Source organism: Paraburkholderia sp. Ac-20340, from assembly GCF_017104965.1.
In the GTDB taxonomy this organism is placed as follows: Bacteria; Pseudomonadota; Gammaproteobacteria; order Burkholderiales; family Burkholderiaceae; genus Paraburkholderia.
In genome coordinates, this window is the sequence record NZ_JAAGPR010000040.1 from 1 (window position 1) to 19,548 (window position 19,548).

Here is a 19,548-nt window from a genome sequence, read left to right on the forward strand (position 1 = left end):
TTGAGCACCAGGACGGCGGTTATGAACGCTTCGACTACCCCGGGCGGTACAAGCGCGATGAGGCTGGGCGGCCATTTACGGAGACGCGCCTGCTCGCGCTACGTAACGAAGCCCAACTGGCCGCGATCGAGGGCGACGATGCCCGCCTGCAACCGGGCCTCGCGTTCGATCTGGAGGGCCACGCCCGGGAAGACTGGAACGCCGGCTGGCGGGTGGTGAGCATGGTGCACACCGGCACGCAGACCGTGAGCCAGGCGGAAGAATCCTCAGAAGCCAACACAGGCACGCAGTACAGCTATACGGCGAAGATCATCCCTGACCACATCGAGTGGAAGCCGGAACTCCTACCCAAGCCCCGTATCGACGGTCCTTTGATCGCGACCGTTACCGGTCCCGAAGGCGAGGAAATCTACTGCGACGAATATGGTCGCGTCAAAGTGCAATTCCCCTGGGATCGCTACGGCAACAACGACGCGAACAGCTCCTGCTGGATACGCGTGGCGCAGAACTGGGCCGGTGCAACGTGGGGGCACATGGCGATACCGCGCATCGGACAGGAAGTCATCGTGGCCTTCCTCGATGGTGACTGCGACCAGCCGATCATTATCGGAAGAACGTATCACGCCACCAATCTGCCGCCCTATGAACTGCCGCGTCACAAGACGCGCATGACGATCAAGAGCCAGACGCACAAAGGGGAAGGTTACAACGAACTGCGTTTCGAGGACGAAAAGGATCAGGAAGAAATCTACGTTCATGCGCAGAAAGATCAAAACATTCACGTTAATCACGATGAGACGACGTTCGTCGGCAATGACCGCAAGGAAAATGTCGAGCATGACGAAACAATCGACATCGGTCATGACCGAACGGAAAGCGTGGGCAATGACGAACAGGTGAGCATCGGGCACAACCGGACCCACACCGTTGGTCAGGACGCGCTTCTTTCTATCGAGCGCAATCACACGATCCATGTCGGCAAGGATCGCGTCGAGCAGGTGGGGAATCATCGTAAAGACCAGACCACGGCCAATCACATCATCGATGTGGGTGGACATGTCGAGGCGAGCGTGCAAGGGCATCACAAGCTCACAGCGGGTCAGTCCATCGAACGACAGACGCAACATTACGAGTTGAAGGCCAGCCAGGAGATCGTGATCCGTGGCCCGGGCGGCACGATCACGATCAACAGCGGCGGCATCACCATCGAAGCCATTGCGATCAAGCTCAAAGGGCCGATGACCAATCCGGGCAGCGGAGCTGGCAACAGCTTCTCCTTCAGCGGAAATCCGGATGCAGGTGATCTGGTCAACTGCGTGGAGAAGCATCGATGAGCGTAGACGTAGTGCAGGCATTCGCAAATATCACGCGCTTTGCAGATGATTTTCTGTACGTCCTGCTCGACCCGCTTGCCGGAGGCGGCAAAGACCACCCGCTAGATCCCGGTGCGCTGGCTGAACGCCTTGGCGAGGCATCAACTACGCGATTACCGCATCCAGGCTTCGCACATGCGTCAGACGCTGCGCCGACGCTCGTCACGCTGGCCGCACCTGGCGCTGCGCCCGACGCAGCGTTGATTGGACTAACGCACGCGTGCGCCACGGATGACGAGCACTATCGCAAGCGCTATGTATGCGGCTGGCTGGCGAGTCCGTTGCCTCCCGACACACTGGCATCACACCTTATTTCGCTATGTGAGGCGGCCCAGACAACGCTCGACGGCTCCTTCACTCCCCTCTATGAACCGCCCCGTCTTGAACTGTGGGCTGCTGCGTTGCCCAGTGGCCTTGCAACGCATTTGTGGCCCATTCGCCACTGGCTCTATCCAGTCAGTTGGGGAGGCTTCGCGCTCTTTAGCGGTTCACCGGGCACACCAGCCGACTTGCCAGTGGCGGCTCGCGAGACGCAAAGCGAGTCGCTGCTGGTGAGGGATGTGCTGGCAGCATGGCGACAATCCTTGCATACGCCGATGAGTTACGCCCCATGGCGCTGGCGTGGCGAGACGCTATTGCCGCCACAAGCCGCTGCACGTGCCTTCCGCATGATTCGCGATGCACGCCGGCTGGGTCTGCACAGCAGTGAGGACATCATTGTCCTCGCCCTCCACCGCGTCACGGTCCACCCAGATTTGCCCGATAACGAGCGCGTGTGCGCCGACATTGCCCGCGCCGCGAAGGGCGAAGCCCGTCTCCAAACGCTCTTTGATGCCTATGACGATGCCGCATGGCGATACGTCGCCTCATTGCTGCCCCATGCCAAGGATTACCCATGAGCACCAGTCAAGCCCTCGGCACCGTTGCCAGGGAAACCAGCCCAGTTCCTCCCGGCTCCTGCCGGGCGTGCGAGCGCAACGGTCTACCCATCCTGCTGCTGCGGCAGGCCGTGTGGCCAGCCAGCAGTTCACTGGCAAAGCATGGCACGCTGAGCAACCCTTCGACGCAGATGGCCGCACGTGTGTTGCGCGAAGGGTATGTGTACGTGCTGCTGGACAAGAAGGAATGGCAGGCTTATGAGGTTTCGCCGGAAGGCTTTCTGCGACAGTTCAACCCCTACGAACTACCACGCGCCAAGCCACAACCGCTCGCCAAGGCCTGCATTACGGCCGGACACGATCTGCGCGCCTCATTCCTGAACGTCAACACCACTGCCTACAAGCAGGCGTGGATCGCGTTCTCACAAGACCCGTGGCCCAGCGCGGTGCTCGACTCGTACAAAACCGGTATGAGCAGCACGACCGACGCAAACGGCAAGACCGTCAAGGTTGCGTTACGCGGGGATTATCAACAACGCTTCACTGTAATCGATCTGGCCACGCTCAAGACCGATCCCTCGAAGACGCAGGCGCTTGCCCTTGAGCATGTCCATCCGCTCGCTGGGCAGATTGTGGAATACACCAGCGGCATGGCGGATTTCGGCAGCGTACACGGCTCCTATACTCGCCAATCCCGTGCACAGGCGATGCGCGACTATCTGCGCATGCTCGAGAAGCAGTATGAACTGCCCAACGGTGTGGCCGGAGTGATTCTGCCCGATCCGGCTGGCACCATTCACGAGCTCAACAATCTGCGTCTGGCCGAATGCACTCAGCAACAACGCTGGGCGGAAGAACCCACGAATCGCTACAAGTACCTCACCTCGCAATGCCTGCTCGGCATTAAGGCACTGGAAGCCTCCCGCGCGCTTGATGCCGCAGCGGCCGAAGCCAAAGCCAATGCAACACAGGCGGACGCCTGGAACAGCAATCCCTTTCTGGCCGAAAAGGCGGGTCTGCCTCGCGTCGATGTAGCGCGGCAGACCGGTCAATTGGCGAAAGCCAGGACTCGGAGCCGTCACGAGCGTCTTGAGGGCCGGTACGACGAGACGGCGCGCAAAACTTTCCAGGATCAGTATGACAAGGCTGTCGCTGCCTCGCAAAAGCGTATCGACGCATACGCAAAGGATTGGGCCGACGCCGTGCTCAAGGCCGACTGGCGCCGCATTGTCGAACTGGACTATGCCGATAACGTAGGCCGCTCGCGGGCGTCTCGCCTGAAGATGGTGTCCGACTGTCTGCTTGGCGGCGTCACCGATGCGCCGCCGCCAGCCGCCAAGCCTGGTGAGAAACCTGCGCCCGAGGTGCCTGGCCCGAGCGGCAAGATCTGGCAGCAGTTGCTCAGCGATCCGAAGAGTCCCGCTTATATCGCCCTGCAAGGCCAGCAGACGGCGCTCATGACCGCTCTGACGCCGCTGTTCAACTCGGGCAGTATCGCCAACGATGCAGGCAAGAAGTATTACGACACCCTCAAGGGCGTGGCTGGCAGCAACGGGATCACCGAGTGGCGAGAGCACCTCACAGCCGGGGCGGCGGATCGTCTTCTTGCGGCCATGCACGATGCCGTTAACCGTCTCGATAAGCAACTCAGTGACGGCGCAAAGGCGGCGCTGAATGGACTGCATCAAGGAGCCAACTGGCGGTACGGCGGTGTTCAACTGACCCAGGTAAAGATTCAGCTTACCGTTGGCGAGTGCTTCGACATCCTCTCCGAGAATCTGCACGGCGCAGTGGACTCCGCCGCCCAAGGTGCGGGACGGCGCGTGCGGGCGATGGTGTTCGCCGGGCTGATTGCGATTCCCGATCCTGCTGTGCGCAAGACGGTGATCGAGGTCACGCTGTGGGTACAGGGCAACGCCGGGCAGGTTAAACAACGGCTGTTATCGAAGGGGGGGAGTCTCAAGGCTGAAACCAGTGCGGCGCTGCGCGAGGTCGCGGCTGGCCTGAAAAATCTGGAGCCGGAGGTCGCCAGCGCATTGCGTGGCATCAAGGTTGCCGGGGAGGTTGCGCGTGACTTCGCGAGCGGCAGTTTCCGGAGCCTGAAGAACCTGTCGATCAATGGCGTGGACGGCGGCCTGTCGCTCATCAGCCTGTACTTCCTGAACGATACGCTGAGGAGCAGCCTGGCGGACGTTGACGCCAAGGTGGGCGCACGCCATCCCGAGGCCGTGGCGGCATTCTATGGTGCGTCGGTGGGCATGATGGGCGGCGGCGCTGAAATCGCGGGGCAGGCGATCAAGATACCGGCCAAGGCGATTCAGGCGTTTATCCAGCGTGCGGGGACGGAGGTGACGCCGACGCTGTCCAAGGTCATCGGCTTGGGCGAGGGGCTGGTGAAGGCGGGTGGGGTGATTGCTGCGGTGGGGGGGATTGCGGATGGGGCGGGGAGTTTCAGTGCGGCGGTGCGGGTGGCGAAGGTCGGCGATGGGTGGGCAACTGTTGCTTACGGAGTCGCCAGCGTCCTTTCGCTTGGTGGAGCGTGGTTTAGCGCTGTAGGTGCCGTCGGAGCAGGTCTCTTGTTGGGGCCACTCGGAATTGGTATCGCTTTAGGACTAGCCGCCTTTTCTGTCGTCCAGATCGCGAAGAGCTTGGAATCCGACTCACTTGAACTGTGGGCGCGCAATAGTTGCTTTGGCAGTGCCCCCAATCATCGGCGGTGGGGGCTGACAGACAAGGATGGAAGGCCCGTCGATGTGGCGCATATTCCCGATATCATGGCAAGCGCGGTGGCGGCTCTGAATGCTGCTGTAATCGGTATGGATGTTGCACTGGGGTTTGACAGCGCCAAGCGGCCAATGGATAGCACGGCACTCTTGACGGCGGATGTTGAGGTACTAAAAAGCACCGGCGGCATTGAATCCGGTACGTCGCTGAACTATCGCGTCGTGCTTCCCGGTTTCAATCCGGAACTGTCGAGCTACAACTTCACGCTGGAAGTCGTCCGCTTCGGGCTGCGCCCAGACAAGCAAACTCTGGCTTCAGGGCAGTTGAACGATAGTACAGCGATCACTGCGTCGACTACCATTGCCCGCCCTGACTACACCCTAGACGAAGAAGGCAAGCCCACTGCCGCGGTGCCAGTGCTCAAGGGTTGTTACTGGCTCGATCCTGTTAATCGCATGAAGTCGGCCACATTCACGATCATATTCTGGCCTGATAAAACGGATCAAAACGGCTTTGCTCAGGTTACGCTCACGGAGCACGCGTAATGGCCGCGCCGAAGCTTAACCCACGGTACAGAGGCTGGCAGCAGGACTTGCCGGGACCAAACGATCCGCTTGCTGAGGCGCCGACGCTGCTTTGGTTGGCGCCTACGCATCTTGAAGACTCCTATATGGAGCTACCGCGCAACTCGCTGGGTGTGCGCGGGTTCATCTTGATCGGTGCAGCGATGATGGCGCTGCTATGTATCGTCTACCCGGCGTTCGCTATCTGGGTCGCGCTTTCAATGGGAATGCTGAGACGAGGATTCGCTGAGGCCGCCTTCTATATATCCTTGCAGTCGGTAATAGCAGCATTTTGCGTGTGGTCAACAGCTGTCTTTTTTCGCATGGATGTCTCACCACCGCGTGACCTCCCCCTCCGCTTCAATCGCCTGCGTCGCAAGGTCTACGTCTACGGGTTTCATTCAGTGTGGTGGAACCCGTTCACACGATGGTATGTCACCACGGCAAGCTACGACTGGGACGATCTGCGCGCCGAGAAATGGAAGGTGCGCGGCGCTACGGCCAATGGCGGACTCATCATCAAGGAAGGCGTATCTATTGCTGTCATCAAGCCGGGCACCAATGAGGTCATTGAGCGTTTTGACCTGAGCACGCGTGCTGCCAACACCACCAACGTGTGGGCGTATGTGTGTCACTACATGCAGCATGGCCGGCAAGGTCTCGATCCCGGTGAGGCCGAACCGCACGACGCCAACGATGTGCCGCCCTACAACCTTGCGCTGCGTCTGGCACCCAGGGTGGAGTGGCCTGCCGACATGGACGCCGAATCGCGGAGCGCGCCATGAATATTAGAGTCCGCATCACCGCGCCGACCACCATTGTCCACTCCGACTGCACCCTCGACGAAGAAGGCAAGCCCACCGTCGCGGTGCCGGTGCTCAAAGGTAGCTACTGGCTCGATCCTGTAAATCGCATGAAGTCGGCCACGCTCACGATCACCTACTGGCCGGACAAACCGGATCAAAGTGGCTTCGCCCAGGTTGCGCTGACGGAGCAGGCGTAATGGGTGCACCGAAGCTCAACCCACCGTGTAAAGGCTGGCAACAGGACTTGCCGGGGCCGAATGAGCCGCTTGCAGAAGCGCCGATGCTGCTTTGGTTGGCGCCTACGCATCTTGAAGATTCCTACATGGAACTACCCCGTAACACCTTGAGTGTCCGTGGCGTAGTCGTGTTATTTGCTTTGCTCAATGCTGCGGTGACACTATGGCTTTCTTGGTCTTTTGTGCGCAGTTTGGTGACGACGAATTTGCTTCACACTGGCAGTATTCTTGCGCTCGCACTTTTTGCGATAGTGAATGCCACTGTGATTGCGTTAGGTCTTTGGTCGGCCTATGTCTTCTACCGCATGGACGCATCCCCCCTCGCGATCTTCCCCTGCGCTTCAACCGCCTGCGTCGCAAGGTCTACGTCTACGGGTTTCATTCGGTGTGGTGGAACCCGTTCACACGATGGTATGTCACCACCACCAGCTACGACTGGGACGATCTGCGCGCCGAGAAATGGAAGGTGCGCGCCGCCACGGCCAACGGCGGACTCATCATCAAGGAAGGCGTATCTATTGCTGTCGTCAGGCCCGGCACCAACGAGGTCATTGAGCGCTTTGATCTGAGCACACGAGCGGCCAACACCAGCAACGTGTGGGCGTATGTGTGCCACTACATGCAGCATGGCCGGCAAGGTCTCGATCCGGGCGAGGTCGAACCGCACGACGCCAACGATGTGCCGCCCTACAACCTTGCGCTGCGTCTGGCACCCAGGGTGGAGTGGCCTGCCGACATGGACGCCGAGTCGCGTAGCGCGCCATGAATATTAGAGTCCGCATCACCGCGCCGCCCACCATTGTCCACCCCGACTACACCCTCGACGAAGAGGGTAAGCCCACCGTCGCGGTGCCGGTGCTCAAAGGTAGCTACTGGCTCGATCCTGTAAATCGCATGAAGTCGGCCACGCTCACGATCACCTACTGGCCGGACAAAACGGATCAAAGTGGCTTCGCCCAGGTAACGCTCACGGAGCAGGCGTAATGGTGGCGCCAAAACTCAACCCGCCGTGCAGAGGCTGGCAACAGGACTTGCCGGGGCCGAATGAGCCGCTTGCTGAAGCGCCAATGCTGCTCTGGCTCGCTCCTACGCATCTTGACGACATTTACTTGGAGCTTGCCCGAAATACGATGGCAATACGTGGTCTCGTTGTTTGGTTTGCATTGTTTTCAGTTCTAATGGCGCCGTTCTTCATTTGGGCGCTGCTCACAATTGGCGATTTGGACACGAACGATGGCGTTGAAATAGCGCTATTTGCGCTGGTGGATGTCGCGATGTTGGCGCTTTGCCTGTGGTCAGCTGGCATCTTCTATCGCATGGATGTCTCGCCACCGCGCGATCTTCCCCTCCGCTTCAACCGCCTCCGTCGCAAGGTCTACGTCTACGGGTTTCATTCAGTGTGGTGGAACCCGTTCACACGATGGTATGTCACCACCGCCAGCTACGACTGGGACGATCTGCGCGCCGAGAAATGGAAGGTGCGCGCCGCCACGGCCAATGGCGGACTCATCATCAAGGAAGGCGTGTCTATTGCTGTCGTCAGGCCCGGCACCAACGAGGTCATTGAGCGCTTTGACCTGAGCACGCGTGCTGCCAACACCAGCAACGTGTGGGCGTATGTGTGTCACTACATGCAGCTCGGTCGGCAAGGTCTCGATCCGAGCGAGGCTGAACCGCACGACGCCAACGATGTGCCGCCCTACAACCTTGCCCTGCGTCTGGCACCCAGGGTGGAGTGGCCTGCCGACATGGACGCCGAGTCGCGGAGCGCGCCATGAATAGTAGAGTCCGCATCACCGCGCCGACCACCATTGTCCGCCCCGACTACACCCTCGACGAAGAAGGTAAGCCCACCGTCGCGGTGCCGGTGCTCAAAGGTAGCTACTGGCTCGATCCTGTAAATCGCATGAAGTCGGCCACGCTCACGATCACCTACTGGCCGGACAAAACGGATCAAAGTGGCTTCGCCCAGGTAACGCTCACGGAGCAGGCGTAATGGGTGCACCGAAGCTCAACCCACCGTGTAAAGGCTGGCAACAGGACTTGCCGGGGCCGGACGAGCCGCTTGCTGAAGCGCCAATGCTGCTCTGGCTCGCTCCTACGCATCTTGACGACATTTACGTGGAGCTTCCTCGGAATACATTAAGTTTGCGAGGGCTGGTAATTTGGTTCGCGGCCTTCATGGGGCTTATCGCTCTTGCCTACGCTATGCTCAATGTCTGGTCCTTAGCAACGGAGATGTACAACGCACAGGATCTTGTCATATTCGTACTTATGAGCGTAGCCATTACGGCCCTCTGTATATGGTCGGCCTGTGTCTTCTATCGCATGGACGTCTCGCCACCGCGTGACCTTCCGCTCCGCTTTAATCGCCTCCGTCGCAAGGTCTACGTCTACGGGTTTCATTCAGTGTGGTGGAACCCGTTCACACGATGGTACGTCACCACCGCCAGCTACGACTGGGACGATCTGCGCGCCGAGAAATGGAAGGTGCGCGCCGCCACGGCCAATGGCGGACTCATCATCAAGGAAGGCGTGTCTATTGCTGTCGTCAGGCCCGGCACCAATGAGATCATCGAGCGTTTCGACCTGAGCACACGAGCGGCCAACACCAGCAACGTGTGGGCGTATGTGTGTCACTACATGCAGCACGGTCGGCAAGGTCTCGATCCCAATGAAGCCGAACCGCACGACGCCAACGATGTGCCGCCCTACAACCTTGCGCTGCGTCTGGCACCCAGGGTGGAGTGGCCTGCCGACATGGACGCCGAATCGCGTAGCGCGCCATGAATATTAGAGTCCGCATCACCGCGCCGACCACCATTGCGCGCCCCGACTATACCCTCGATGAAGACGGCAAGCCCACCGTCGCGGTGCCGGTGCTCAAAGGTAGCTACTGGCTCGATCCTGTAAATCGCATGAAGTCGGCCACGCTCACGATCACCTACTGGCCGGACAAAACGGATCAAAGTGGCTTCGCCCAGGTAACGCTCACGGAGCAGGCGTAATGGGTGCACCGAAGCTCAATCCACCATGTAGAGGCTGGCATCAGGATTTGTCGGGGTCGAATGAGCCGCTTACCGAGGCGCCGATGCTGCTTTGGTTGGCGCCTACGCACCTTGATGACATATATATGGAACTTCCTCGAAACACATTAAGTGTGCGAGGACTCATGATTTACGCTGCGGGATTAATGGGCGTTACCACTGTTGCCTATGTGGCACTAAACATCTGGGCTTTCGCCGTCAGCACGTATAACGCACGAGACCTTTTCTTCGCGATCTTGTTGGGTATGTGTGTAACGGCAATTGGCGGCTGGATCGCATGTTTCGCGTATAGAGCGGATGTTTCGCCACCGCGTGACCTGCCCCTTCGCTTTAATCGCCTGCGTCGCAAGGTCTACGTCTACGGGTTTCATTCAGTGTGGTGGAACCCGTTCACACGATGGTATGTCACCACCGCCAGCTACGACTGGGACGATCTGCGCGCCGAGAAATGGAAGGTGCGCGCCGCCACGGCCAATGGCGGACTCATCATCAAGGAAGGCGTGTCTATTGCTGTCGTCAGGCCCGGCACCAATGAGATCATCGAGCGTTTCGACCTGAGCACACGAGCGGCCAACACCAGCAACGTGTGGGCGTATGTGTGTCACTACATGCAGCACGGTCGGCAAGGTCTCGATCCGGGCGAGGCCGAACCGCATGACGCCAACGATGTGCCGCCCTACAACCTTGCACTGCGTCTGGCACCCAGGGTGGAGTGGCCTGCCGACATGGACGCCGAATCGCGTAGCGCGCCATGAATAGTAGAGTCCGCATCACCGCGCCGACCACCTTTGCGCGCCCCGACTACACCCTCGAAGAGGAAGGCAAGCCCCCCTTTGGAGGCACTGGAAGGCGAAACATCACCCCTGGTAACCATCGAAATGGCAAGCAAGGGCGTGCGGCCTTGATCCGCTACGTTGCGAAGGTCCCGTCTGGAGGATGACTGGATCTATCGACCATCCATATTTCTCAATCAATGAAGGAGTTCTTATGAAACCCGTCGTTCTCGTAGGCCACCGTCATTCCTGCCCGCTGCATGGTCCCGGCACTGTCACCACGGGCGCTGCCGAAGCGAATATCAACGGCAGGGCCATCGCTCGGGTAACCGACCGCATTAGTTGCGGCGCGACGATTATTACTGGCGCCGCTGACTGCGAAATTGAAGGCCATCCGGTCGCGCGCCAGGGCGACCACACCGATCATGGCGGCGTGCTTGAGGAAGGCGACAGCGGCTGGATGGTTGCATAGGTTACGGACAACGTGTTTGAGCAACTCAATGCGAGCACGCCAGTGCCAAGACGCCCCGTGCTCGACCAATGCTGGGGAGCGCGAGCCACTATCGTGACCGGTTCCTCTTCGACGGTACACGGGCAGAGCTTTGCCCGCGCGGGTAGCACCATCAGTCATGGCGTGACACTGTTGGCAGACGATGACGGTGACGGGATCAATTGATTACGGGAGTCGCTATGCAGGAGAAGACGGCGGCAAAGCACACCATTGAAGAGATGCGGCGCATTGCCGGGAGCCGGGGTGGAGCGTGTGTGTCGGAGGTCTATGTGAATCGGCGCACCCCGCTCACGTGGCGCTGCGCCGAGGGTCATTGCTGGGACGCAACGCCCGCCGCGGTGACCCGCACCAACGGTACGTGGTGTCCGGTGTGTTTCAGGTCGAGTAGACGCGGCACGCTAGAAGCGATGCAGCGGATCGCTGCCGAGCGCGGTGGTCGGTGTCTTTCCGAGCGTTATATGGATGCCAATATTCCTCTTGTCTGGGAATGTGCCAGCGGACACCGCTGGGAGGCCAGGCCGTCGGCGGTCAAGCATCGCTCCTGGTGTCCGCATTGTGCAATCGAAGAGCGCTGCCATACTCTTGACACGATGAGAGATGTTGCCCGACAGCACGGAGGCGAGTGTCTGGCGGACCAGTATGTCAACAATGCCACGCCGCTGCGATGGCAGTGTGCGCAGGGACATGAATGGCTAGCGGCACCCAACCGGGTATTACAGGGTGCATGGTGTCTGCAGTGCTACTGGGACAGCATGCGCAGCAGCCTCACGGAGATGCAGGCGCTGGCCGCTTCGCGTGGTGGACGTTGCCTGTCAAAAGAATATGTCGATTCCCAAACCAGGCTGCTGTGGGAATGTCACCGGGGGCATACATGGCAGGCCGTCCCGAATTCAATCAGGCAGGGAACCTGGTGCGCCGAATGCGCGTGGCTGGAGCGTTCCATCAGGACGAGCAAGAGGCGCAGGTACGAGGCGGTCGAGGCACCAGACATCCCACCCGCGCGTCGGCGGAAGAATCACACCCTGTGATTGCCCTCATCGTGCCGCGGGGGAAAGTTCTCGCCGTTCCCGGAAACGTGGGCGTGGATGATCGAGGGCGACGGGGAGCAAGAATTTTCCCCACGCACTGCGCGAGAAGCCTTGAGGAAGCCGCCAGAGCGGGATCGGGGTTAACTTATGCACAAGGTTATCCAGAAAATCTGTGGATATCTTTTAAACATTGCGCCCCCTCCTGCGCCCCCGCAACATAGATCAACGTTTCCGAACTGCCACGCTCCGCGGCGCGACACCACGCTCCAGCCGCGACACAGCGGCGCTACCCGTCCGCCGCCCTTGCTTTAGCTTGCGCAAGATCAACAGCTTCATCGCCGTGCAATCGGCCGCTTCCAAGATGCTGCTAACTTTCGCGCTCGTTTTCGCCGCGCGCGCCCTGATGCGCTGCACTGCTGTCCCCAGGATTGCCATGCTCCAATTTACCCGCCACACCGGCTCGCCAGCCGGAGATTCGTCTGCGCCACGCGGCTCGCGCGCCGGGATCGGCCTGCCCGCGCGCATCGTCTGCGCGGAAGGGCTGACCGCGCAGGCCGTCACGCGTCACGGCGCCTGCGCGCTCGATCTCACCCGCACCGGGCCGCTGCCGGCCGGTGCGTGGGTGCTGGCGCTAAACGGCGCGGCGCGTTCCGTCATCGGCGTGGAGCAGGCGCGCAAGATCGACGATGCACTCGATCTGCTCGACGCCATCGCGCGCGGCGATCTCGAAGCACGCCACGCGTCCAGCGGCCTGGCCCACTATTTCGCCGCTCTGCAACGGCCCGCCGGCACCACGCATCTTGAATAAACGAAGGATTCCGAATATGTTTTCCGCGCTCATACGCGGTGCCGAAACCCGGATCGTGCGCCCTGTCGAATCAAACGAGCGAGCCGTCCGATGAAATTCACCGACGACATTCGCAACAATCCCATCGCACGCGGCCTGAGCGCGCGCATTCGCGATGCCGTCGAGCGACGTCGCCGCTATCGGCTGATGGGCTTTTGCCGCAGCCATGCACTGGCGATTGCGCGTCATGATCTCGCGTCGCTGTTGCCGCCGCAGATCGAGCTGATTCACGGGCCCGGCTGCCCCGGCTGCGTGCTGCCCGCCAGCCGCATCGATCACGCAATCGATCTCGCGCTCGAACGCGGCGTCACGCTCTGCGCGAGCGAGGACACACTCGGCGTGCCGGGCGCACGCCACGCAAATCTGCTCGCCGCGCGCGCGGCCGGCGCGGACATCGTCACGCCCGGCGCGGTCGGCGACGCGCTCGCGCTTGCCCGTGCCCATCCGCAGCGCGAGATCGTCTGGCTGGCGACGGGCTTCGAGACCGCCGCGCCCGCCACCGCCGAAGCGCTGATGCGCGCGCGTGCGCTCGCCATCGGCAATTTCAGCGTGCTGTGCAATCACGTGCTGACGCCTGCGGCCATGCGCTTTCTGCTCGCCGACGATGCCCTCGGCGAGCGTGCGCTGCTCAACGGCTTTCTCGCGCCCTCGCACGTGAGCCAGGTGATCGGCGTGGCGCCTTATCGCTCGATTTCGGGGGATTTCGTCAAGCCGGTCGTGATCGCGGGACCGGAACCGCTCGACGTGCTGCAGGCCGTGCTGATGCTGGTCGAGCAGATCAACGAATGTCGCGCCGATACCGAAAACCAGTACCGGCGCGCCGTGACCGAAGCGGGCGATACGAAGGCGAAGCGACTCGTGGATGAGGTGTTCGACGTGCGCGCGTCATTCGTGTGGCGTGGCCTCGGCCCGGTGCCGCACAGCGCGCTGGCCTTGCGGCCCGCGTTCGCGAACTGGGATGCGGAGCGCCGTCACGCGCTCGCTTTGCGTGACATGACGATCGGCATCGCGCCGGTGCCTCCCACGGATACGTGCGCGGGCAAGGCGCTGCGCACCGCTTCCGGCGCGACCTGCACGCCGTTCGCGCCGCTCGAACTCTGCAAGGGCGCGACCGCCGGCCCCTGCACCGACGACGCACGCCACCGCGCGCAGGCGATCTGAGGACCGCCCGGCGCGGCGTTTCGCGTCAGTTGCCCTGAGGCGGCGTGTACTGCGCGGGCGCGCCGCCGTTGGAGTCGGCGTCATCGGGTGTGGGCGTCGGTGCCAGCGAAGGCTCCTGCGCCGGATACGGCGGCTGCGGGGACGAAGGCGCGTTCTGCTGCGAAGCGCCCGACGGCCCGAGAATCGGCGGCATGCTCTGCCCCGGCGGCGTGACGCCGTTGAGGATCGCCGAAGCCGCCGCCGCGTCCGATGCCGCCGCAGCCGCCGATGCCGATGCCGATGAAGCACCCGACGACGAAGCCGCCGCCACACCGCTGGACGGCGGCACTTCGCCCGGCTCAGGCTGCTCAGGCGCAGGCGCACGCTTGACCGGCGTGACCGGACGCGGCGCCTCGGGCTGCTTCGAAGCGAACAGCGAGTCCATCCACGTCTTCAGACGATCGCGGAACTGCTCGAAGGCGCCCGGCGTGACTTCGGTATCGAAGCGCGCGCGCGGATCGACAATGCGCGAGCGCAGCGCACGCTGGAAGAAATCGCCGACGATCGGCAGCGCACTGCGCGCGCCCTGCCCCCAGTAATCGCTGTTGAGCGTGACGCGGCCATCGTCGAAACCGACCCACGCGCCCGCCACCAGTTGCTGATCCATGAGGATGAACCAGCCGTCCGCGTTGTCCTGCGTCGTGCCGGTCTTGCCCGCCACATCGGCGCGAATGCCAAAGCGCGTGCGGATACTCGAACCCGTGCCGCGATTCACGACATCGCGCATCGTGTCGAGCAGCGTGCGATCGGCGTCGACGGACAGCGCGCGCTCCGGCGACGCGCTGCCGAATTCCGCCAGCACCTCGCCCTTGCCGTCCTCGATGCGCGTGACCATGCGCGGCTGCAGATACACGCCGTCGTTGGCGATCGTGCTGTACGCCGACACCATCTCCTTGAGCGTGACCGGGCTCGTGCCGAGCGCCAGCGACGGCACCGCGTTGAGCTGGCTGTCGCGCACGCCCATCGCGCGCGCGAGACGCGCCACCTTGTCCGGGCCGACCGCCTGCATCACCTGCGCCGTGATGCGATTGCGCGAGAACGCGAGCGCGTCGCGCAGCGTCATCGGCTTGTTGCTGGGCGGCACATCATCGTTAGGACGCCAGATTTCCCCGCCTTCGAGCGGCATTTCCACGGCCTGGTCGATGATCGTATCGGACGGCTTCGCGCCATTGGCGAACGCCGCGCCATAAACAAAGGCCTTGAACGTCGAACCCGGCTGACGACGCGCCTGCTGCACGTGATCGAACGGTTCGTCCTGGAAGTCGCGGCTGCCCACCCACGCCTTGATCTGGCCATCGCGCGGATCAATCGCGACAAAGCCCGCCTGCACATCGGTCTTGGCCTTGCACAGCGAGCGCATGAAACTGCGGTCCGAGGCGAGCTTCTTGAGCGCGTCCGCGTCGCTGGCGCCCGCGTCGTGCGCGGCCTTGAAATCCGGCGTTTCGCGCATGAAGGTCTTGAACAGATCGTTATCCGCCGAGCAGCCGTTACGCCCGCTCCACGCGCCGTTCGCGATGCCCTGCAACTGGTTCGCGTGCTGCTTGAGCGACGCCGTGGCCATCGCCTGCAGACGCGAATCGATCGTCGTGCGCACGACCAGGCCATCGGAATAGATGTTGTAGTCGTTGCGGTCGGCCCACGCGATCAGCCACTTGCGCAGTTGCTGCGCGAAATGCGGCGCGGGGCCAGGCGGTTCGGTCTGACGCTCGAAGTCCAGACGCAGCGGCTTTTTAGAAAGCGTCGCGAATTGCGCGGGCGTGAGCTTGCCGTACTTCACCATCTGCGAAAGCACGGTGTTGCGCCGCGCGAGCGCGCGCTCGGGGTTGATCACCGGGTTGTAGTAGGCGTTGCCCTTGAGCATGCCGGTGAGCGTCGCGGCCTGCAGCACGCTGAGCTGATCCGCCGATACGCCGAAGTACGTCCGCGCCGCCATCTCGATGCCGAACGCGTTGTAGAGGAACGGCACCGTGTTCAGATAGGTTTCGAGAATCTGCGGCTTGCTGTAGACGGCCTCGATCTTGAACGCGGTGATTGCTTCCTTGATCTTGCGCGTGAGCGTGGGCGCACGGCCGATCTCATCGGGATACAGATTGCGCGCGAGCTGCTGCGTGATGGTCGAGCCGCCCTGGCGATCGCCCGAGAACGTGTGCAGCGCCGCGCCCGCGGTGCGCTTGAAGTCGATGCCGTGGTGCTCATAGAAGCGGTGATCTTCGGTCGAGATCAGCGCGTCGACCATATGCGGCGAAATCTGCGCGAGCGGCACCCATTCGCGGTTCGACGGCTTGAATTCGGCGAGCAGTTTGCCGTCCGCCGACATGATCTGCGCCGGCCGGTCGACCCGCGCCTTGCGGATGTCGCCGATGCCCGGCGTGAACGGAATCAGCACCAGCACGTAGAGCACGACCGCTGCGGGCACGGCGCCCACGGCGATCAGCACGCCGCGGCGGGTCGGATGGCGCAGATGATGGATGCCCTGAGCGAGCCGCGGGCGCGCGAGCGCGCAGACTCGCGACATCAGGGGCTTCAGGCTGGAGGCACACTTCGCGCCCAGGGCGCGGATGAACGACACGGAACGCTTCACGCGGGCAACTGGATAGCTGACAAAGCGTGCATCGTACCAAAACTGCGCGACCGGTCTTTCAGCGCGCTAGAGAACGAGCGACAGCGCGATCGAGGCCCACACCGCGCAAGCGCCTGTGGCGAACACGCGGCGCGCGAGCAGAAAGCGCCGCTCGTCGCCGGACGCGGCGGGCGAAGTGGCCAGCCACGGCACGCTGCCGAGGCACGCAAAACCGGCCAGCGCGAGCGCGACGATCACGCGGTCGCCGGCGCGCCACGGCGAGGCCTCGTGCAGGCCCCAGTAGCCGAGAAAGATCATGCCGATCGAAAACATCGTCGAGGCCGCCGAACTGAGCGCCACGACCGAGCCGGTCGGAGATTGCATGGACTGTCTCCCCCGCGCGACGCGCGATGTGGGGCCATTATCGGCGCGCGCGGGGCGGCGGGCAACGGGCGCGGCCGCGCCGCGCTCGCCCGACCACGTGCCGGGGTTCAGGCGCTCGGGCGCACCATCTGGAACATCTCGCCGATCTGCGCATAGTCGGCGCGGTAGCCCGCGCGCATGATGGGCTGCGCGGCGTGCGTATCGAACAGACCGTCCTTCAGATATTCCTCGCGGATATGCACGCCCACCACCTGGCCAAGCGCGAGCCAGTTGTCCATCGGCGTGCCGTCGAGCGCGTTCAGGCGCACGATCTGCAGCAGCTTGCATTCGAGCGCGGCGGGCGCTTCGGCCACGTGCGGAACCGCCACGTTGCGGCCCGGCGCGGGCGTGAGGCCCGAAAGCGCGAATTCATCGACATCGGCGGCGACGGGCGCGGAACTGCGATTCATCTGCTCCGCGAGCGGACGCGATGCCAGGTTCCAGACGAACTCGCCAGTCGCTTCGATATTGCTGATGCTGTCCTTGCGGCCTTCGCTGCAAAAGCCGATCACGGCAGGAAACGTGGCGAAAGCGCCGAAGAAGCTGTACGGCGCGAGGTTGAGCACGCCTGCGGGCGATCGGCTGGAAATCCAGCCGATCAGGCGCGGCGCGACGATGGCCTTGAAGGGATCGTGAGGCAGGCCGTGGCCGGCGGCGGGGTCGTAGAAGTAGGTGTCGGACATGAGAGCGGCGGTTTGATGCGGGTTTGATGCGGATTTAGCGCGGCTCACACTATGACATGGGGTGGGGAAATGTGCTGCGAGTGGATAAGTTGGGACCATTGAGCGGCCACGTTATCCACAGATTTCGTTGACAGCCTTGTGAACAACGCTTGGAAATCCGCCCCAACCCCTTGATCCACAAACAAAAATCACAAACCACCACCACACAGGCGCCCCGCCCCACCCAAAACTTTTCCACAGATTTTGTTGAGAGCCCTGTTGATAACCCGTGAGTGCATCACGCAAGTGCCTGTGCGCAAAGGAAAACCGCGCCCTGCATCGGCGCGGCCCTGAACGTCACCACAATCGGCGTAACGATCAGCGAAAGTACGCCTTGGTGTTCTCATGCACATCGTCGCGCGCGAGCAGCGCTTCCGGCGCCATCCACGCGTACTCGCTATGCTGCTCGGGCCGCCCGACGCTGCGCGCGTCCTCCACGGCCATGATGTGCGCGAGCACCACATAATGCGTCGGCACGCCTTCGCGGCCCGCGAAGTTGTCCGGGTAGTGATGCTCGTAGAGCCCGTAAAACGACGCCTGCTTGCGCGTCACGCCCGCCAGCCCCAGTTCGGCTTCGACGATGCGCGCAAACGCCGCGTCCAGCGTCTCGTTCTTGCGGATACGCCCGCCCGGCACGAACCACCAGGCGCGCGCCGGCCGGTTCCGGCGCCAGCCCACCAGCACGCGGCCGGCCTCGTCGGTGACGATCAGGTCGATCGCCACCAGCGGCGACAACCTGACCGCCGACAGAAACTCGCCTTCGTCGAGCGGCGGCGAATCGTCGGCTTCGAAGGGCGGCGCGGGCGCGCGCACCAACGCGAGCGGCGACGTGCTCATGCCACTTTCGCCCGCTGCGCGGCCGCCTCGGTTTCGAACGCCAGTTCTTCGAGGTAGCGCTCGAAGCCTTCGCCCACTTCGGGATGGCGCAGCGCGAACTCGACCGTCGCCTTCAGATAGCCGATCTTGCTGCCGCAGTCATAGCGCTTGCCGCGAAACCGGTACGCCAGCACCTGTTCGCGCGCGAGCAGCGAGAGGATGGCATCGGTCAACTGGATTTCGCCGCCCGCCCCCGGCGTCACGCGGCGCAGATGCTCGAAGATGCCGGGCGTGAACACATAGCGCCCCACCACGCCCAGCCGCGAAGGCGCAGCGGCGGGTTCCGGCTTTTCGACGATGCCGTTCATGCGGAAGATGCGGTCGTCCCACGCGCGCCCGTCAATCACGCCATACGAGCGGCTTTCTTCCGGCTCGATCTGATCGACGCCCACCACCGAACACGCGTAATGACCGAACACGTCGAGCATCTGCGACAGCACGGGCGGCTGACCGTCGAGCAGGTCGTCGGCGAGCATCACGGCGAACGGCTCGTTATCGACGATCTTTTCCGCGCACAGCACCGCATGACCGAGGCCGAGCGCTTCGGCCTGACGCACGAACAGACAGGTCACGTGACGCGGCTTGATGCTCTGCACGACGCGCAGCAGTTCGGTCTTGCCGCGGCTCATCAATTCCGCCTCGATTTCATACGACTTGTCGAAATGGTCTTCGATGGCGCGCTTGCTGCGCCCCGTCACGAAGATCATTTCCGTCACGCCCGCCGCCGCGGCTTCTTCCACGGCGTACTGGATCAACGGTTTATCGACGATCGGCAGCATCTCCTTCGGGCTTGCCTTGGTGGCCGGTAGAAAGCGCGTGCCAAGACCCGCGACCGGAAAAACCGCCTTGCGTATTGTGCGCATCGTTGTTTCCTCGACGTGTTTGCCAGGTGGCGCCTGCATTTGCCCGCATGTGCCCGCATGTGCCCGCATGTGCCCGCATTTGCCTGGACTGGCCGGATGAGGTCGATCAGTACTAACC

General features: G+C 62.5%; 20 protein-coding genes. 15 read left to right on the forward strand and 5 right to left on the reverse strand.

Features of this window, described 5'->3' with window-relative positions; translation table 11 throughout:
- The 15 genes from tssI to hypD form a co-directional block, all read left to right on the forward strand.
- Window positions 1–1,334 (forward strand): type VI secretion system tip protein TssI/VgrG (gene tssI, locus G3N59_RS32080; protein WP_205986875.1); only part of this gene is annotated, 1,334 nt, incomplete at its 5' end.
- Complete coding sequence (locus tag G3N59_RS32085; RefSeq protein ID WP_205986876.1) at window positions 1,331–2,272, forward strand: DUF4123 domain-containing protein; 942 nt, start codon at window positions 1,331–1,333, stop codon at window positions 2,270–2,272. The genes tssI and G3N59_RS32085, both read left to right, overlap by 4 nt.
- On the forward strand, window positions 2,269–5,520 hold the full coding sequence (locus G3N59_RS32090; RefSeq protein WP_205986877.1) for a T6SS effector BTH_I2691 family protein: 3,252 nt from the start codon (window positions 2,269–2,271) through the stop codon (window positions 5,518–5,520). The genes G3N59_RS32085 and G3N59_RS32090 overlap by 4 nt, the downstream gene beginning before the upstream one ends.
- Window positions 5,520–6,323 carry a DUF6708 domain-containing protein gene (locus tag G3N59_RS37170; RefSeq protein ID WP_241024569.1) on the forward strand — a complete coding sequence of 268 codons (804 nt, stop codon included), beginning with the start codon at window positions 5,520–5,522 and terminating at the stop codon, window positions 6,321–6,323. The genes G3N59_RS32090 and G3N59_RS37170 overlap by 1 nt, the downstream gene beginning before the upstream one ends.
- Complete coding sequence (locus G3N59_RS32100) at window positions 6,320–6,541, forward strand: hypothetical protein (RefSeq protein WP_205986878.1); 222 nt, start codon at window positions 6,320–6,322, stop codon at window positions 6,539–6,541. The genes G3N59_RS37170 and G3N59_RS32100 overlap by 4 nt, the downstream gene beginning before the upstream one ends.
- A 202-nt stretch (window positions 6,542–6,743) precedes the next feature.
- Window positions 6,744–7,346 (forward strand): DUF6708 domain-containing protein, encoded by a 603-nt coding sequence (locus G3N59_RS37175; RefSeq protein ID WP_241024571.1) that lies wholly within the window; start codon window positions 6,744–6,746, stop codon window positions 7,344–7,346.
- Entirely contained in the window at window positions 7,343–7,564 is a 222-nt protein-coding gene (locus tag G3N59_RS32110; RefSeq protein WP_205986879.1) for a hypothetical protein, read from the forward strand. Before G3N59_RS37175 ends, G3N59_RS32110 begins: the two co-directional genes overlap by 4 nt.
- Window positions 7,564–8,358: a DUF6708 domain-containing protein gene (locus G3N59_RS37180; protein ID WP_241024573.1), complete on the forward strand. Its 795-nt coding sequence runs from the start codon at window positions 7,564–7,566 to the stop codon at window positions 8,356–8,358. The genes G3N59_RS32110 and G3N59_RS37180 overlap by 1 nt, the downstream gene beginning before the upstream one ends.
- Window positions 8,355–8,576 (forward strand): hypothetical protein, encoded by a 222-nt coding sequence (locus G3N59_RS32120; protein ID WP_205986880.1) that lies wholly within the window; start codon window positions 8,355–8,357, stop codon window positions 8,574–8,576. Before G3N59_RS37180 ends, G3N59_RS32120 begins: the two co-directional genes overlap by 4 nt.
- Complete coding sequence (locus tag G3N59_RS37185; protein WP_241024575.1) at window positions 8,576–9,370, forward strand: DUF6708 domain-containing protein; 795 nt, start codon at window positions 8,576–8,578, stop codon at window positions 9,368–9,370. The genes G3N59_RS32120 and G3N59_RS37185 overlap by 1 nt, the downstream gene beginning before the upstream one ends.
- Complete coding sequence (locus G3N59_RS32130; RefSeq protein ID WP_205986881.1) at window positions 9,367–9,588, forward strand: hypothetical protein; 222 nt, start codon at window positions 9,367–9,369, stop codon at window positions 9,586–9,588. Before G3N59_RS37185 ends, G3N59_RS32130 begins: the two co-directional genes overlap by 4 nt.
- A complete protein-coding gene (locus G3N59_RS37190) occupies window positions 9,588–10,382 on the forward strand; it encodes a DUF6708 domain-containing protein (RefSeq protein ID WP_241024577.1) in 795 nt (264 codons plus the stop codon). Before G3N59_RS32130 ends, G3N59_RS37190 begins: the two co-directional genes overlap by 1 nt.
- Window positions 10,383–10,614: 232 nt before the next feature.
- Entirely contained in the window at window positions 10,615–10,872 is a 258-nt protein-coding gene (locus tag G3N59_RS32140) for a PAAR domain-containing protein (protein WP_346777973.1), read from the forward strand.
- 1,500 nt (window positions 10,873–12,372) lie between these two features.
- Window positions 12,373–12,747 carry a HypC/HybG/HupF family hydrogenase formation chaperone gene (locus G3N59_RS32145; protein WP_205986883.1) on the forward strand — a complete coding sequence of 125 codons (375 nt, stop codon included), beginning with the start codon at window positions 12,373–12,375 and terminating at the stop codon, window positions 12,745–12,747.
- A 90-nt stretch (window positions 12,748–12,837) separates the two neighbouring features.
- Window positions 12,838–13,947 carry a hydrogenase formation protein HypD gene (hypD, locus tag G3N59_RS32150; protein ID WP_205986884.1) on the forward strand — a complete coding sequence of 370 codons (1,110 nt, stop codon included), beginning with the start codon at window positions 12,838–12,840 and terminating at the stop codon, window positions 13,945–13,947.
- Between the two features lie 25 nt (window positions 13,948–13,972).
- On the opposite strand, the gene G3N59_RS32155 is transcribed toward hypD, so the two are convergent.
- From G3N59_RS32155 to galU, 5 genes are all read right to left on the reverse strand, one after another.
- On the reverse strand, window positions 13,973–16,501 hold the full coding sequence (locus G3N59_RS32155; protein WP_205986885.1) for a transglycosylase domain-containing protein: 2,529 nt from the start codon (window positions 16,499–16,501) through the stop codon (window positions 13,973–13,975).
- Window positions 16,502–16,633: 132 nt separating this feature from the next.
- The gene (locus G3N59_RS32160; RefSeq protein WP_205986886.1) at window positions 16,634–16,930 is read right to left on the reverse strand and encodes a hypothetical protein; all 297 of its coding nucleotides are present in this window, start codon (window positions 16,928–16,930) and stop codon (window positions 16,634–16,636) included.
- Window positions 16,931–17,037: 107 nt separating this feature from the next.
- Entirely contained in the window at window positions 17,038–17,652 is a 615-nt protein-coding gene (locus tag G3N59_RS32165) for a flavin reductase family protein (protein ID WP_205986887.1), read from the reverse strand.
- A gap of 357 nt (window positions 17,653–18,009) precedes the next feature.
- Window positions 18,010–18,528: a GDP-mannose mannosyl hydrolase gene (locus G3N59_RS32170; protein WP_205986888.1), complete on the reverse strand. Its 519-nt coding sequence runs from the start codon at window positions 18,526–18,528 to the stop codon at window positions 18,010–18,012.
- Window positions 18,525–19,430 carry a UTP--glucose-1-phosphate uridylyltransferase GalU gene (gene galU / locus G3N59_RS32175; RefSeq protein ID WP_205986889.1) on the reverse strand — a complete coding sequence of 302 codons (906 nt, stop codon included), beginning with the start codon at window positions 19,428–19,430 and terminating at the stop codon, window positions 18,525–18,527. The genes G3N59_RS32170 and galU overlap by 4 nt, the downstream gene beginning before the upstream one ends.
- Window positions 19,431–19,548: the final 118 nt, after the last annotated feature.